The organism is Pseudomonas sp. ATCC 13867 (assembly GCF_000349845.1).
Lineage (GTDB): Bacteria > Pseudomonadota > Gammaproteobacteria > Pseudomonadales > Pseudomonadaceae > Pseudomonas.
Map to the genome: position 1 here is coordinate 369761 of NC_020829.1, position 13902 is coordinate 383662.

At 66.6% G+C, this 13902-nt stretch carries 16 protein-coding genes; 10 read left to right on the forward strand and 6 right to left on the reverse strand.

Annotated features, from left to right (window positions below; translation table 11 throughout):
- Nucleotides 1-2: 2 nt before the first annotated feature.
- The 3 genes from rsmD to H681_RS01675 are packed head-to-tail and all read right to left on the reverse strand — an operon-like array spanning nt 3 to nt 3467.
- On the reverse strand, nt 3-611 hold the full coding sequence (gene rsmD / locus H681_RS01665; protein ID WP_015475104.1) for a 16S rRNA (guanine(966)-N(2))-methyltransferase RsmD: 609 nt from the start codon (nt 609-611) through the stop codon (nt 3-5).
- Nucleotides 611-2104, reverse strand: a complete 1494-nt coding sequence (locus H681_RS01670; protein WP_015475105.1) for a M16 family metallopeptidase — start codon at nt 2102-2104, stop codon at nt 611-613. Before H681_RS01670 ends, rsmD begins: the two co-directional genes overlap by 1 nt.
- Complete coding sequence (locus tag H681_RS01675; RefSeq protein WP_015475106.1) at nt 2097-3467, reverse strand: M16 family metallopeptidase; 1371 nt, start codon at nt 3465-3467, stop codon at nt 2097-2099. Before H681_RS01675 ends, H681_RS01670 begins: the two co-directional genes overlap by 8 nt.
- A gap of 191 nt (nt 3468-3658) precedes the next feature.
- Between H681_RS01675 and ftsY the strand changes: the two genes are divergently transcribed.
- From ftsY to H681_RS01700, 5 genes are all read left to right on the forward strand, one after another.
- A complete protein-coding gene (ftsY, locus tag H681_RS01680; RefSeq protein ID WP_015475107.1) occupies nt 3659-5083 on the forward strand; it encodes a signal recognition particle-docking protein FtsY in 1425 nt (474 codons plus the stop codon).
- Nucleotides 5080-5751, forward strand: coding sequence for a cell division ATP-binding protein FtsE (gene ftsE, locus H681_RS01685; protein ID WP_015475108.1), 672 nt, complete (start codon nt 5080-5082; stop codon nt 5749-5751). Before ftsY ends, ftsE begins: the two co-directional genes overlap by 4 nt.
- Nucleotides 5751-6761, forward strand: a complete 1011-nt coding sequence (gene ftsX, locus H681_RS01690) for a permease-like cell division protein FtsX (protein ID WP_015475109.1) — start codon at nt 5751-5753, stop codon at nt 6759-6761. The genes ftsE and ftsX overlap by 1 nt, the downstream gene beginning before the upstream one ends.
- A gap of 109 nt (nt 6762-6870) precedes the next feature.
- On the forward strand, nt 6871-7725 hold the full coding sequence (gene rpoH, locus H681_RS01695; protein WP_015475110.1) for an RNA polymerase sigma factor RpoH: 855 nt from the start codon (nt 6871-6873) through the stop codon (nt 7723-7725).
- Between the two features lie 79 nt (nt 7726-7804).
- On the forward strand, nt 7805-8419 hold the full coding sequence (locus H681_RS01700) for a hypothetical protein (RefSeq protein WP_015475111.1): 615 nt from the start codon (nt 7805-7807) through the stop codon (nt 8417-8419).
- A 40-nt stretch (nt 8420-8459) separates the two neighbouring features.
- On the opposite strand, the gene mtgA is transcribed toward H681_RS01700, so the two are convergent.
- Nucleotides 8460-9191: a monofunctional biosynthetic peptidoglycan transglycosylase gene (gene mtgA, locus H681_RS01705; RefSeq protein WP_015475112.1), complete on the reverse strand. Its 732-nt coding sequence runs from the start codon at nt 9189-9191 to the stop codon at nt 8460-8462.
- Between the two features lie 32 nt (nt 9192-9223).
- On the opposite strand from mtgA, the gene H681_RS01710 reads away from it, so the two are divergent.
- The 5 genes from H681_RS01710 to H681_RS01730 all read left to right on the forward strand — a co-directional run bounded on the left by H681_RS01710 (nt 9224) and on the right by H681_RS01730 (nt 13072).
- Nucleotides 9224-9592, forward strand: coding sequence for a DUF423 domain-containing protein (locus H681_RS01710; protein WP_015475113.1), 369 nt, complete (start codon nt 9224-9226; stop codon nt 9590-9592).
- Nucleotides 9593-9692: 100 nt separating this feature from the next.
- On the forward strand, nt 9693-9893 hold the full coding sequence (thiS, locus tag H681_RS01715; RefSeq protein WP_015475114.1) for a sulfur carrier protein ThiS: 201 nt from the start codon (nt 9693-9695) through the stop codon (nt 9891-9893).
- Between the two features lie 54 nt (nt 9894-9947).
- A complete protein-coding gene (locus tag H681_RS01720) occupies nt 9948-10754 on the forward strand; it encodes a thiazole synthase (RefSeq protein ID WP_015475115.1) in 807 nt (268 codons plus the stop codon).
- Nucleotides 10755-10889: 135 nt separating this feature from the next.
- The gene (trmB, locus tag H681_RS01725) at nt 10890-11561 is read left to right on the forward strand and encodes a tRNA (guanosine(46)-N7)-methyltransferase TrmB (RefSeq protein WP_236620523.1); all 672 of its coding nucleotides are present in this window, start codon (nt 10890-10892) and stop codon (nt 11559-11561) included.
- 164 nt (nt 11562-11725) lie between these two features.
- Entirely contained in the window at nt 11726-13072 is a 1347-nt protein-coding gene (locus tag H681_RS01730) for a DUF1329 domain-containing protein (protein ID WP_041711672.1), read from the forward strand.
- Nucleotides 13073-13240: 168 nt separating this feature from the next.
- Here H681_RS01730 and H681_RS01735 read toward each other — a convergent pair whose 3' ends face one another.
- Both H681_RS01735 and H681_RS01740 read right to left on the reverse strand, forming a co-directional pair.
- Nucleotides 13241-13495: a hypothetical protein gene (locus H681_RS01735; protein ID WP_015475118.1), complete on the reverse strand. Its 255-nt coding sequence runs from the start codon at nt 13493-13495 to the stop codon at nt 13241-13243.
- Between the two features lie 46 nt (nt 13496-13541).
- Nucleotides 13542-13865 carry a DUF3392 domain-containing protein gene (locus tag H681_RS01740; protein WP_015475119.1) on the reverse strand — a complete coding sequence of 108 codons (324 nt, stop codon included), beginning with the start codon at nt 13863-13865 and terminating at the stop codon, nt 13542-13544.
- Nucleotides 13866-13902 lie beyond the last annotated feature (37 nt).

Genomic DNA, 13902 nt, shown 5'->3' on the forward strand with positions numbered 1-13902 from the left:
GATCAGCCTTCCCGATGCCACAGCGCGTAGTGCACCGCACCGGCCTTCTTTTCCCGGTGTAGCCGCCAGTTGCCCGGCAGACCGAGGCTGGACGGTGCGGCTTCGCTTTCGGTGTAGACCCAGGCGTCCCTGGCCAGCCAGCCGCGCGCTTCCAGCAGGTGGCAGGCGTTCTGCAGCAGGTCCTGATGGAAGGGTGGGTCGAGGAACACCAGGTCGAACGGGGTCGCCGGTTGGCTTTCCAGGTAGCGCAGGGCGTCGCTCAGCAGGACCTGGCCGTTGTCGCACCGGAGGGTGCCGAGGTGGCCGCGCAGGGCGGCGGCCGCTTCGGCGTTGGTATCCAGCGCCAGGCCCGTGCTGGCGCCGCGCGACAGGGCCTCGAGGAACAACGCGCCGCTGCCGGCGAAGGGGTCCAGCACGCGAGCGCCGGGGACGTAGGCCGCCAGCCAGTTGAACAGGGTTTCGCGCACCCGGTCCGGGGTCGGGCGCAGGCTCGGGCCGTCGGGGAAGGCGAAGCGCCGGCTGCGCCACTCGCCGCCGATGATGCGCAGCTGGCCCTGGCCGCCGTGGGGCTTCTGTGCGGCGCGCGGGGCGCCGCCGGGACGTTTGCTCATCAGTGCTCCGGTACGCCGGTGGGTTGCTCGGCGGGTTTGTCGGTGGGGGGCGGCAGCGGTTTCTGCGGCACGCTGGGACCGGCGGTAACGATGACGAAACCGTCCGGGTCGAGGTGCCGGCGCATGGCTTGCCGCACCTGCTCGACGCTCAGCGCCTGCACCTGGCTGAGGAAGGTTTCCAGGTAGTCCAGTGGCAGGCCGTAGAAGCCGATGGCGCCCAGCTGGCCGACGATGTCGGCGTTGCTCGCGGTGGACAGCGGGAAGCTGCCGGCCAGCTCGCGCTTGGCGTCGTCCAGTTCCTTCTGCGTCGGGCCCTTGTCGAGGTAGTCGCGAACGATGTCCTGGACCAGCTTGAGGGTGCCTTCGCTCATTTCGGCGCGGGTCTGCAGGCCGATGGTGAACGGCCCGCGCGACTGCATGCCGGTGAAGCCGGAGTACACGCCGTAGGTCAGGCCGCGCTTCTCGCGCACCTGGTCCATCAGGCGGGTGCCGAAGCCGCCGCCGCCGAGGATCTGGTTGCCCAGGTAGAGCGCGGCGTAGTCCGGGTCGCTGCGGGTGATGCCCAGTTGCGCCAGCATCAGCTGGGTCTGCTTGGACGGGAACTCGATGTGGGTGACGCCGGCCCTGGGCATCTGCGGCTCGCCCGGTGCGGGCAGGGCAGGGCCCTTGGGCAGGGATTTCGACACGCTGTTGGCGATGGCTTCAGCCTGCTCGCGGGTCAGGTCGCCGACCAGCGCGATGACCGTGTTGCCGGCGGCATAAGCCTTCTGGTGGAAGGCACGCAGCTGGGTGGTGGTGATCTTCGGGATCGACTTCTCGTTGCCGTCGCTGGAGTGGGCGTAGGGGTGCCCGCCATACAGTCGCTTGAACAGTTCGAGGCCGGCCAGCTTGCCGGGGTTCTGCTTCTGGTATTCGAGACCGGCCAGCACCTGGTTCTTGATGCGCACCAGGGCGTCCTCGGGGAAGGTCGGCTGGCCGATCACCTGGTCGAACAGCGCCAGCGCGGCGTCGCGCTTGGTTGGCTCGCTCAGGCTGCGCAGGCTGGCCACCGCCATGTCGCGGTAGGAGCCGTTGCCGAAGTTGGCGCCCAGGTCGTCGAAACCGGCGGCGATGGCGCTGGTGTCCTTGCCGGGCACGCCTTCGTTGAGCATGGCGTTGGTCAGCATGGCCAGGCCGTAGCTGTCGCCGTCCTGGCTGCTGCCGGCGGCGAAGGTCAGGCGCAGGTCGAACATCGGCAGCTCATGGGCTTCGACGAAGAGCACGCGGGCGCCTTCGGCGGTCTGCCATTGCTGGATGTCCAGCTTGCGGTGGCCGGGCGCCTTGCCGGCGGCTTCGGCGAGGGATTGCAGGCCGGTGGGCGCGCTCGGCTCGATGGCCGGCCTGGCGGCTTCGGCATTGGCGGCAGGGCGGGAAACGAACAGCAGCAGTCCGGCGATCAGCGCGATGACGATCAGCCCGACCAGGCCGTAGCGCAGGCCATTGCGTTCACTCATGGCTCGGCTCCTTGTCGGTGGCGACTTCCGGCAGGACCTGGGCGAGGGTCAGGCGGGAACGGGTGAAATAGGTGCGAGCGGCTTTCTGGATGTCCTCGGCAGTGACCGCCTGCAGGGATTGCAGGTCCTGGTCGGCCAGCTTCCAGGACAGACCGACGCTTTCCAGCTCGCCGATGGTGCTGGCCTGGCTGGCGATGGAGTCGCGCTCGTAGACCAGCCCGGCGATGACCTGGGCGCGCACGCGCTCCAGCTCTTCCTTGCTTGGCGGAGCTTTCTTCAGTTCTTCCAGTTGCTGCCAGAGGGCGGTTTCGACCTGGTCGAGGGTCTTGCCGGTCTGCACGTTGGGCGTCGCGGAGAGGAAGAACAGGCTGTCGCCGCGGGCGAAGGCGTCGTAGGAGGCGGAGGCGCCGGCGACGATTTCCTCACCGCGCTCCAGACGCGAGGCCAGGCGGGCGCTGTAGCCGCCGTCGAGGATCGCCGAGAGCAGGCGCAGGGCGTTGACCTCGCGCGGGTTGTCGGTGCTGCCCAGGCTCGGCACGTTGAAGCCCATGATCAGGCTCGGCAACTGGGTGCGCACGTGCAGCGTCAGGCGGCGCTCGCCGGGTTCGGCCAGTTCCAGCGGCTTGCGCGCGGCGGGCAGGTCGCGCCTGGGGATCTCGCCGAAGTACTTCTGCGCCAGGGCCTTCACCTCGTCGCCGCTGACGTCGCCGACCACCACCAGGGTGGCGTTGTTCGGCGCGTACCAGGCCTGGTACCAGTGGCGCAGGTCGTCGACGGTCATGCGCTGCAGGTCGGCCATCCAGCCGATGGTCGGCGTGCGGTAGCCGCTGGCGGGGTAGGCGGCGGCCTTGAAGCGCTCGAAGGCCAGCGAATTGGGCTTGTCGTCGGTGCGCAGGCGGCGTTCTTCCTTGATCACCTCGATCTCGCTGTTGAACTGGTCGGGCGGCAGGGCTAGATGGGCCATGCGGTCGGCCTCCAGCTCCAGCGCCACTGGCAGGCGGTCGCGGGCCAGCACCTGGTAGTAGGCGGTGTAGTCGTCGGTGGTGAAGGCGTTCTCTTCCGCGCCGAGGTCGCGCAGCACGCGCGAGGCCTCGCCGGGGCCGAGCTTGCGGCTGCCCTTGAACATCATGTGCTCCAGGGCGTGGGAGAGGCCGGTGAGGCCGGGCGTCTCGTAGCTGGAGCCAACCTTGTACCAGAGCTGGGAAACCACCACGGGTGCGCGGTGGTCTTCGCGGACCACGACCTTCAGGCCGTTGTCCAGGGTGTATTCATGGGTGGGCTGCGGATCTGCGGCAACCGCCATCAGCGGAAGCAACAGGGTGCCGAGCAGCAGGCCGGCATGACGGCGTGCAGGGGTTTTCATCGTCGAATGAACCTTTCGGGCTATCCGCAGGGTCTATGCAGGCTGGCGGCCAGCCTCTTAACCCCGGCGGGCGAGGAGATGCTAGGATACCCATCCGTTTTCCGGGCGGCCACGTTCAGGGCTTCTCAAAGCTGTTTCGAGGCGTTTTTGCCGCCTGATTCCGTGGCGTCCCCTAGAGATTCGATCCCTACATGTTTGGTTCCAACGACGACAAAAAGGCCCCGCCAGCCGGGGAGAAGAAGGGTCTGTTCGGCTGGTGGCGCAAGAAGCCGCAGGCGGAGGAGCAGCCCGTAGCCGAAGCCGAGCAGCAGGTCGAGCAGCCCGTTGCCGCCGAACCGGTTCCCGCACCCGAACAGGCTCCGGCCGCCCCGCGCGCAGAGCCGACGCCCGAGCCTGCTCCCGAACCGATAGTCGACGTGGTGCCCGCCAGCGTGCCGGTCGAGCCGCTGGCGCAGCCCGCCGCGCAACCCGCGCCGCAATCCGTTGCGCAGCCGGTTGTTGCCGAGGCGCCGCAGGCGGCGGTCCAGACGGTCCAGCCGGTCGAGCCGGTCGAGCCGGCGCCTGTCGCTGCGCCCGTTCAGCCAGAACCTGTTGCCGAAGCGCCCGCCGTGGTCGCCCAGCCTGAACCCGAGCCCGCCCCGCAGCCTGAGCCGCAGGCCAAGCCCGCCGCCAGCGAGCCGGGCAAGCTCGGTTTCTTCGCCCGCCTCAAGCAGGGCCTGTCGAAGACCAGCGCCAGCCTTGGCGAAGGCATGGCCAGCCTGTTCCTGGGCAAGAAGGCCATCGACGACGACCTGCTCGACGAGATCGAAACCCGCCTGCTGACCGCCGACGTCGGCGTCGAGGCCACTACCACCATCGTGCAGAACCTGACCAAGCGCGTGGCGCGCAAGGAACTGGCCGACAGCGAAGCGCTGTACAAGGCCCTGCAGGAAGAACTGGCCGGCCTGCTGCGCCCCGTCGAGCAGCCGCTGACCATTGCCGCCGACAAGCAGCCCTACGTGATCCTGGTGGTCGGCGTGAACGGCGTCGGCAAGACCACCACCATCGGCAAGCTGGCCAAGAAGCTGCAGCAGGATGGCAAGAAGGTCATGCTCGCCGCCGGCGACACCTTCCGCGCCGCCGCCGTCGAGCAGTTGCAGGTCTGGGGCGAGCGCAACAACATCGCGGTGATCGCCCAGCACACCGGCGCGGACTCCGCCTCGGTGATCTTCGACGCGGTGCAGGCCGCCAAGGCTCGTGGTGTGGACGTGCTGATCGCCGATACCGCCGGTCGCCTGCATACCAAGGACAACCTGATGGAAGAGCTGAAGAAGGTGCGCCGGGTGATCGGCAAGCTGGACCAGACGGCTCCCCACGAAGTCCTGCTGGTGCTGGACGCCGGCACCGGGCAGAACGCCATCAACCAGGCCAAGCAGTTCAACAACGCCGTGGAACTCACCGGCCTGGCCCTGACCAAACTGGACGGCACCGCCAAGGGCGGGGTGATCTTCGCCCTGGCCAAGCAGTTCGGCCTGCCGATTCGCTACATCGGTGTCGGCGAAGGGATCGACGATCTTCGAACCTTCGAGGCCGACGCCTTCGTCCGCGCACTCTTCGAGACCCGGGAAATCGCATGATCCGTTTCGAGCAGGTTGGCAAACGCTACCCCAACGGCCATGTCGGCCTGCACGAGATCTCGTTCCGCGTGCCGCGCGGCGAGATCATGTTCGTCACCGGCCACTCCGGCGCGGGCAAGAGCACCCTGCTGCGGCTGATCCTGGCGATGGAACGGCCCACCTCCGGCAAGCTGTTGCTCGGCGGGCAGGACGTCTCGCGCATCTCCACCGCGCAGATTCCCTTCCTGCGCCGGCAGATCGGCGTGGTGTTCCAGAACCACCAACTGCTCAACGACCGCAGCGTGTTCGACAACGTCGCCCTGCCGATGCAGATCCTCGGCCTGCCCAAGGCGGACATCGCCTACCGCGTCGAAGCGGCGCTGGAGCGGGTGAACCTCAAGGAGAAGGCCCAGGACCTGCCGTCCGACCTCTCCACCGGCCAGCAACAGCGCGTCGGCATCGCCCGCGCGGTGGTGCATCGTCCGGCCCTGCTGCTGGCGGACGAGCCCACCGGTAACCTCGACCCGCGCCTGGCCTCGGAAATCATGGCCGTCTTCGAAGACATCAACCGCCTGGGCACCACCGTGCTGATCGCCAGCCACGACCTGGCGCTGATCGCGCGGATGCACCACCGGATGATCACCCTGCAGCGCGGCCGCATCATCGCCGACCGCGAGGAGACCGCCTGATGAGCGCCAATGACCTGCCCCACGGCCCGGAAGAGGGCACGCCGCAGCGCAACACCCGCGAGCGCCCGGACGAGCACGAGAACCAGGACCAGAGCGCCTCGCTGGCCGCCTATGCGGAAAGCCACCGAGCCAGCCTGGCCGACAGCCTGCATCGCCTGTTCAGCCATCCCTTCGGCAGCTTCTTCACCTGCCTGGTGATGGGCATCACCCTCAGCCTGCCTATGGGCCTGTCGCTGTTGCTGGGCAACGTCGAGCGCCTCGGCGGCTCCTGGCAGCGCGCCGCACAGATTTCCCTGTTCCTCGACCTGAAGGCCAGCGACTCCCAAGGGCAGGACCTGCGCGAACAGATCGAGAAAATGCCCGATGTGATCGAGGCGCAGTTGATCAGCCGCGACGATGCGCTGAAGGAATTGCAGGAACAGTCCGGTCTGGGCGAGGCCCTGAAGGAATTACCCGACAACCCGCTGCCGGCGGTGATCTCGGTGACACCCAAGCAGATCGACAAGGCGCAACTGGATGCCTTGCGTCAACGCTTGTCCGAGTTGCCGGGTGTACAACAGGCACAGCTGGATCTGGTCTGGGTCGAGCGGCTGTCGGCGATCCTCAAGCTGGGCGACCGCTTCGTCTTCGGCCTGACGCTCTTGCTGGTGCTGACCCTGCTGCTGGTGATCGGCAACACCATCCGCCTGCACATTGAAAACCGCCGTAACGAAATCGAGGTGATCAAGCTGGTCGGCGGGACGGACGGTTACGTGCGCCGCCCCTTCCTCTATATGGGCGCGTTGTACGGCCTGGGCGCGGGCATCCTGTCCTGGGCATTGCTGGCCTTCGGCCTGAACTGGCTGAACGGCGCGGTAGTCAACCTGGCCGGGCTCTACGGCAGCGACTTCGCCCTCGCCGGCGTGCCGGTGGATGACGGCCTGTCGCTCACCGTCGGCGCCGTGCTGCTGGGCTGGATCGGTGCCTGGCTGGCCGTGGCGCGCCACCTGCGGGAGCTGGCGCCACGCTGAAGCCCTTGATTTTACTGACTCTCGCAGAGTGTAAAGGAACTTTTACACCCGCTTGCAGTCAGATTTCGCAGTGCTACACTGCGCGAGTTTCGTGAATCGGAGGATTCGCATGACCACTTCTCTGCAACCTGTTTATGCCCTGGTTCCCGGTGCAAACCTGGAAGCCTATGTGCATTCGGTGAACAGCATTCCGCTGTTGTCGCCGGAGCAGGAGCGCGAACTGGCCGAACGCCTCTTCTATCAGCAAGACCTGGAAGCGGCACGGCAAATGGTTCTGGCGCACCTGCGCTTCGTCGTGCACATCGCCCGGAGTTATTCCGGGTACGGCCTGGCTCAGGCCGATCTGATCCAGGAAGGCAACGTCGGCCTGATGAAGGCCGTGAAGCGCTTCAACCCGGAAATGGGTGTGCGCCTGGTGTCGTTCGCCGTCCATTGGATCAAGGCGGAAATCCATGAGTTCATCCTGCGCAACTGGCGGATCGTGAAAGTCGCGACCACCAAGGCGCAGCGCAAGCTGTTCTTCAACCTGCGCAGCCAGAAGAAGCGTCTGGCCTGGCTGAGCAACGACGAAGTTCACCGCGTCGCCGAAAGCCTGGGCGTCGAAGCCCGCGAAGTCCGCGAGATGGAAAGCCGTCTCACCGGGCAGGACATGGCCTTCGATCCGGCGGCCGATGCCGACGACGAAAGCGCCTACCAGTCTCCGGCGCATTATCTGGAAGATCATCGCTACGACCCGGCGCGCCAGCTGGAGGAAGCGGACTGGAGCGACAGCTCCACCGCCAGCCTGCACGAGGCGCTGGAAGGCCTGGACGAGCGCAGCCGCGACATCCTCTACCAGCGCTGGCTGGCCGAGGAGAAGGCGACGCTGCACGACCTGGCAGCCAAGTACAACGTGTCCGCCGAGCGGATTCGTCAGCTGGAAAAGAACGCGATGAACAAACTCAAGGGTCGCATCGAAGCCTGACCGGCTTCGACGCGCCCCGGCGAGTCCGAGAACCGCACCCAGGTGCGGTTTTTTTCTGCCCGCGCAACCGGAGAGCTCCATGCCGCGCCTTCGCCCCATCCACGGGATGTTCTTCCTCGTCATCGCCGCGCTGGCGTTCGCCCTGGGTTCCTGGGTCGCCCGCACCGCGGCGCCGCCCAAGCCGCCGCAGTGGTTCGGCGAGTGGAAGGAAAAGGTCTTCGAGCCGTTGGCCGATGAGCGCCTGACGTTGAGCGAGCTCCAGGCCCAATTGCCGGGCGAGCTCTGGCTGACCGCCAGCCAGGACGGGCCGCAGTTGCACTATCGCGGCAAGTTGCAGGCCGACGAAGGACTCTGGCACGTCGAGGCGGAGCTGGCGCTGAGCCCGACGGAGCATGCCAGCCTGGCCAAGGCCACCGGCATGCAGCCCGGCAGCAAGGATCAGCCATTGAGTGCCGAGCTGATGCGCCAATTGGAGAGCAAGCCGGTCGCCGATCTGGCGCTGGCGCCGCAGGAGGAGCTGGCCGTTGGCCGTCTGGCGGTCAGCCTGGGTGATCCGAAGCTGCGCTTGCAGACCGATGGCGGCGAAGCCTGGGTCTACCCCGAGCGGGGCCTGACGCTGCTGCACAAGGATGGCCTGCTGCAATGGCTGCGCGTGGTCCCGCGCACCACGTTCGAGAAGACCGGGCCGCACTGAGCTTCTTGTTCAGGAGGCGTTCTGGAGCGGTGGGGCGGCGCTACAGCCGGTTGAGGTAGTCGTTACCGCCCAACTGCCACATCTGCTGGCGGATCCAGGCGGCGCGCTGGCGCACGTAGGCGCCGGGACGGCTGGCGCTCCATTTGCGCGGGTTGGGCAGCACGGCGGCGAGCAGGCTGGCCTGCTGGCGCGACAGGCGCTGGGCGTCGACGCCGAAGTGGTGGCGCGCGGCGGCCTGGGCGCCGAAGACCCCGGAATCCCACTCCACGCTGTTCAGGTAGACCTCGAGAATCCGCTGCTTGGGCCAGAAGGTTTCGATCAGCAGGGTGAACCAGGCCTCGAAGCCTTTGCGCACCCAACTGCGGCCAGACCAGAGGAAGACGTTCTTCGCCACCTGCTGGCTGATGGTGCTGGCACCGCGCACGCTGCCGCCGTGTTCGTTGTGGGCCAGGGCCTTCTGGATCGCCGGCAGGTCGAAGCCGTGGTGTTCGGCGAATTTCTGGTCCTCGCCGGCGATCACCGCGATCTTCAGGTCTTCCGGCAATTCGTCCCAGGAGCGCCAGCTGCGCTGCAGATCGATCGGTTTGCCGTCGAACCAGGACTCGATCTTGCGCTCCACCATCAGCATGCTGCCCGGCGGCGGTACCCAGCGCAGGACGATGACCAGCGCCACGCTGCCGGCAGCGAACCAGAGGGCGAACTTGAACAGACGGCGGAACAGGTTGCGCATGGTGGACTGGCTGAGCTTTGCCTGGGCGGATGAGCGGGCCATTATAGCGGCACTCATCTGCCTGGAGTTTTCGCATGCTGCGTATCTTCCTCATGCTTGCCGCCTTTTTCGGCTTCACCGGCGTGGCGCTCGGCGCTTTCGCCGCCCACGGCCTGAAAAACCGTCTCACTCCGGAGTACCTGGCGGTGTTCCAGACCGGCGTGCACTACCAGATGTTGCATGCTCTGGCCTTGCTGGGCGTGGCGCTGCTCTCGGTGCAGGTCGGCGGCGCGCTGGTGAAATGGGCCGGCTGGGCCTTCGTCATCGGCATCCTGCTGTTCTCCGGCAGCCTCTACCTGCTGACCCTGGCAGGCCTCGGCGTAGGCATCATCACGCCGATCGGCGGCCTGTTCTTCCTCGTCGGCTGGGCTCTGCTGCTGGCCGCAGCCGTGCGGCTGGGCTGACCCGGATGTCAGAAAAGCCCGAGTGCGACGCTCCGGTACCTTGGTCATCCGGCGCGATCGGGCTAGAATGCCGACCCCTCCAGCAACGACCGTCCCGCCCATGCGTATTCAGTTGAACGGCGAATCTTTCGAGCTGCCCGACGGCCACACCGTCGCCAACCTGCTCGAGCGTCTCGACCTCACCGGCAAGCGTGTTGCGGTCGAGCTCAATCAGGACATCGTGCCGCGCAGCCAGCACGCCGCCACCGCCCTGAGCGAAGGCGACCAGGTGGAAGTGGTGCATGCCATCGGTGGCGGCTAGCGGCCGCCACCCAGACTTTCAGGCCCCGCCCGCCTTTCCTTCAGGAGTGATCCGATGAGCCAACCCAACTCCAATCTGCCGGTCGACAAACCCTTCACCCTGGCTGGCCGCACCTACAGTTCGCGCCTGCTGGTCGGCACCGGCAAGTACAAGGACCTCGAAGAAACCCGCGTCGCCATCGAGGCCTCGGGGGCCGAGATCGTCACCGTGGCGGTGCGCCGCACCAACATCGGCCAGAACCCGGGCGAACCGAACCTGCTGGACGTGATCCCGCCGGATCGCTACACCATCCTGCCGAACACCGCCGGCTGCTACGACGCCGTCGAGGCCGTGCGCACCTGCCGCCTGGCCCGCGAGTTGCTCGATGGTCACAACCTGGTCAAGCTGGAAGTCCTGGCCGACCAGAAGACCCTCTTCCCCAACGTCGTCGAAACCCTCAAGGCCGCCGAAGTGCTGGTCAAGGACGGCTTCGACGTCATGGTGTACACCAGCGACGACCCGATCATCGCACGCCAGCTGGCCGAGATCGGCTGCATCGCGGTGATGCCGCTGGCCGGCCTGATCGGTTCGGGCCTGGGTATCTGCAACCCGTACAACCTGCGCATCATCCTCGAAGAAGCCAGCGTTCCGGTGCTGGTGGATGCCGGCGTGGGCACCGCCTCCGACGCCACCATCGCGATGGAGCTGGGCTGCGAGGCCGTGCTGATGAACACCGCCATCGCCCACGCGCAGAATCCGGTGATGATGGCCGAAGCCATGAAGCACGCCATCGTCGCCGGCCGCCTGGCCTACCTGGCCGGCCGCATGCCGCGCAAGCTGTATGCCAGCGCGTCGTCGCCGATGACCGGCCTCATCAACTAAGTATTTCCACCCCAGCGCGCGGGCCGGTTTGCCTCTGGTGACCGGCCCGCGTGTGCATTTACCCGCAAGGTTCGAGTCATGAGTGACATTCCCGAGAATCAGCCCGAAAACCAGCCCGACGGCGATAACCGGCCGATGCGCACCATCAAGAGCTTCGTGATGCGCGCCGGGCGCACCACCCTCGGCCAGCAGCGCGGCCTCGAGCAGGGCTGGCCGAAGTACGGCCTGGAACTGGCCGACGGCCTGCGGGACTTCGACCAGGTGTTCGGGCGCCAGGCGCAGCGCACCTTCGAGATCGGTTTCGGCATGGGCCACGCGACCCTGGAAATGGCCGCCGCTGCGCCGGACCAGGACTTCATCGGCGTGGAAGTGCACCGTCCGGGCGTCGGCGCACTGCTCAACGGCATGCTCACCCAGGACCTGACCAATATCCGCGTCTACAGCTGCGACGCCCTGGAAGTGCTGCGCGACTGCGTGGCCGACGCCAGCCTCGACCGCCTGCTGTTGTTCTTCCCGGACCCGTGGCACAAGTCGCGTCACCACAAGCGTCGTATCGTGCAGCCGGCCTGGGCCGAGCTGGTGCGGCAGAAGCTGAAGGTCGGCGGCGTGCTGCACATGGCCACCGACTGGGAAAACTATGCCGAGCAGATGCTGGAAGTGATGAATGCCGCACCCGGCTACCGCAACCTTTCGGCGGATAATACCTACGTACCGCGTCCGGACGAGCGTCCGGTGACCAAGTTCGAGCGCCGTGGCGAGCGCCTGGGTCATGGCGTCTGGGACCTCAAGTTCGAACGTGTCGACTGAACTGCCCGAAGGCCTGCCAAGCAGGCCTTTTTCATGGATGAACACCGAATAGACCGGGACCACCCGGCGGCCGGGAAGGCCAGCCTCACCTCCTGACAAGAGCGGCGTTCGCCGCCGAAGAAAATAAGAGTGGCGGACAGGAGTCCGCCGCAAAGGAGTTTGCTGTGTTGAAGAAACTTGCTGTACTGCTGATGGCGGGGGTATGGGCCCTGCCGACGCAGGCGAAAGTCGATCCCGCCGAAGCGGCGCGACTGGGCGGCGACCTGACGCCGATGGGGGCGCAGAGAGCCGGCAACGCCAGCGGCACCATCCCGGCCTGGAACGGTGGCATCACCACCCCGCCGGCCGGCTACCAGCCCGGTACCCACCATGTCGATCCGTATGCCGCCGACACCGTGCAGTACAAGGTCGACAGCCAGAACCTGGCGCAGTACCAGGCGCTGCTCACGCCGGGTACCCAGGCGCTGCTGCAGGAGAACCCGGACTACTACCTGCGCGTGTTCCCCAGCCGCCGCAGCGCCGCGCTGCCCCAGCGCATCTACGACGCCACCCGCTTCAACGCCGAGAACGCCGAGCTGATCGCCGACGGCAACGGTGTGCAGGGCGCCGCCGCCGGCGTGCCGTTCCCGATTCCGAAGAGCGGCCTGGAAGCGATCTGGAACCACATCATGCGCTACCGCGGCGAGCAGATTCACCTGGTGACCAACCAGGCCGCCGTGCTTGCCAACGGCAGCTACAACCTGCTCAAGCTCGACCGCTACGTGTACTTCAACTACGGTCGCGAGGGCATGACCCCGCAGGACCTGAACAACACCCTGTTCTACTACAAGTACAACGTGGTCGCCCCGGCCAAGCTGGCCGGTTCCGCGCTGGTGGTGCAGGAAACCCTCGACCAGGTGCTGTCGATCCGCAAGGCCTGGCGCTTCAACCGGGGCGAACGCCGCGTGCGCCGCCTGCCGACCCTGGCCTACGACAGCCTGCAGCCGGACACCAACGGCCTGGCCACCGCCGACACCGTGGACGTCTACAACGGCGCCCCGGACCACTACGAGTGGCAACTGCTGGGCAAGCGCGAGATGCTGGTGCCCTACAACAGCTACGCGGTGCACCAGAAGGGCATTCCCTACGCCGACATCCTGCGCACCAAAACCCTCAACCCCGCGCTGCTGCGCTACGAACCGCACCGCGTCTGGGTGGTTGAGGCGACCCTGCGCAAGGGCATGAGCCATCCGTTCGCCAAGCGCCGCTTCTACCTGGACGAAGACAGCTGGCAGATCCTCGCCACGGACATCTACAACCAGGACGGCAAGCTGATCCGTGCCCAGGAAGTGCATCCGATCAACTACTACGACGTGCCGATGGTGCTCAGCACCCTGGAAGCGCTGTACGACTTCGAGGGCGCGCGTTACTTCGTCGATGGCCTGGACAACAACGAGCCGATGTACGACTTCAACGCCTCGCTGGGGCCGCGCGACTTCACCCCGCTGGCGTTGCGCCGCGAGGGCAACTGAGTCGAACAGAGGCCGCCGCGAGGCGGCCTTTGTCCATCCGTGCGACGTGGCTGGGCAAACCTGCAGGATCGAGGGGGACGCCCAGTCCTTGTTCGCGAACAGCCTCAACGTCGGTGCCGCCGGATGACTCTTTCGCGAGCAAGCTCGCTCCTACGAAAGCAGTCTGCGTCACTCGATCAACTCGGCGCCAAGAACCGTGGTTTCCGGCATGCGCATCGGCGCCGGACTGATCTGCAGGTACTTGATGCTGGCACGCGGAATGATCAGCAGGTCGCCATCCACCTCGATGCTGATGACCGGCGACTCCATCTGTTTGCGGATGCCGCGGGCCACCTCGGTGGGATCGTCGCTCTGCTGTGGGAAGCGCAGCGCCAGGCGCTGGCCATCGGCGAAATGCAGGTAGAGATGCTTGATCGGTTTCATGTGTCCTCCGGCGGTGGTTGGTGGCCAACCGCCGGAGGCACGCAGGTCAACTGCGGTCGGCGATCATGCCAATCACGAAGAACACTAGCAGCAGGACGGGCGCCAGGGTGTAGTTGTTGAAGTAATCCAGGCCCTTGGCCAGCCACGGGGTGACGAAGACCATCGCCAGGCCGTAGCCCACGGCGCAGATCAGCACGAACAGCAGGGTACGGAAGACGAAGTTCAGGCTGCCGATGCGCTGCTGTACCCAGGCGTTGATCGCCGGGCCGAACAGCACCAGCACGGTGGCCATGATCGCCAGGGCGATGTCGGACAGGTGGCCACGGCACCAGCGGGAGACGTTGGCAATCAGGTCGAGCGCGAAGTCCATTGGGGCTCCTTGGGATTCAGAGTCGCCGGGGAGTGTA

Bases quoted from the DNA above. Each gene is read 5' to 3' on its own strand.
- rsmD (WP_015475104.1), bottom strand. From the start codon at position 611: ATGAGCAAACGTCCCGGCGGCGCCCCGCGCGCCGCACAGAAGCCCCAC.
- H681_RS01670 (WP_015475105.1), bottom strand. From the start codon at position 2,104: ATGAGTGAACGCAATGGCCTGCGCTACGGCCTGGTCGGGCTGATCGTC.
- H681_RS01675 (WP_015475106.1), bottom strand. From the start codon at position 3,467: ATGAAAACCCCTGCACGCCGTCATGCCGGCCTGCTGCTCGGCACCCTG.
- ftsY (WP_015475107.1), top strand. From the start codon at position 3,659: ATGTTTGGTTCCAACGACGACAAAAAGGCCCCGCCAGCCGGGGAGAAG.
- ftsE (WP_015475108.1), top strand. From the start codon at position 5,080: ATGATCCGTTTCGAGCAGGTTGGCAAACGCTACCCCAACGGCCATGTC.
- ftsX (WP_015475109.1), top strand. From the start codon at position 5,751: ATGAGCGCCAATGACCTGCCCCACGGCCCGGAAGAGGGCACGCCGCAG.
- rpoH (WP_015475110.1), top strand. From the start codon at position 6,871: ATGACCACTTCTCTGCAACCTGTTTATGCCCTGGTTCCCGGTGCAAAC.
- H681_RS01700 (WP_015475111.1), top strand. From the start codon at position 7,805: ATGCCGCGCCTTCGCCCCATCCACGGGATGTTCTTCCTCGTCATCGCC.
- mtgA (WP_015475112.1), bottom strand. From the start codon at position 9,191: ATGGCCCGCTCATCCGCCCAGGCAAAGCTCAGCCAGTCCACCATGCGC.
- H681_RS01710 (WP_015475113.1), top strand. From the start codon at position 9,224: ATGCTGCGTATCTTCCTCATGCTTGCCGCCTTTTTCGGCTTCACCGGC.
- thiS (WP_015475114.1), top strand. From the start codon at position 9,693: ATGCGTATTCAGTTGAACGGCGAATCTTTCGAGCTGCCCGACGGCCAC.
- H681_RS01720 (WP_015475115.1), top strand. From the start codon at position 9,948: ATGAGCCAACCCAACTCCAATCTGCCGGTCGACAAACCCTTCACCCTG.
- trmB (WP_236620523.1), top strand. From the start codon at position 10,890: ATGCGCACCATCAAGAGCTTCGTGATGCGCGCCGGGCGCACCACCCTC.
- H681_RS01735 (WP_015475118.1), bottom strand. From the start codon at position 13,495: ATGAAACCGATCAAGCATCTCTACCTGCATTTCGCCGATGGCCAGCGC.
- H681_RS01740 (WP_015475119.1), bottom strand. From the start codon at position 13,865: ATGGACTTCGCGCTCGACCTGATTGCCAACGTCTCCCGCTGGTGCCGT.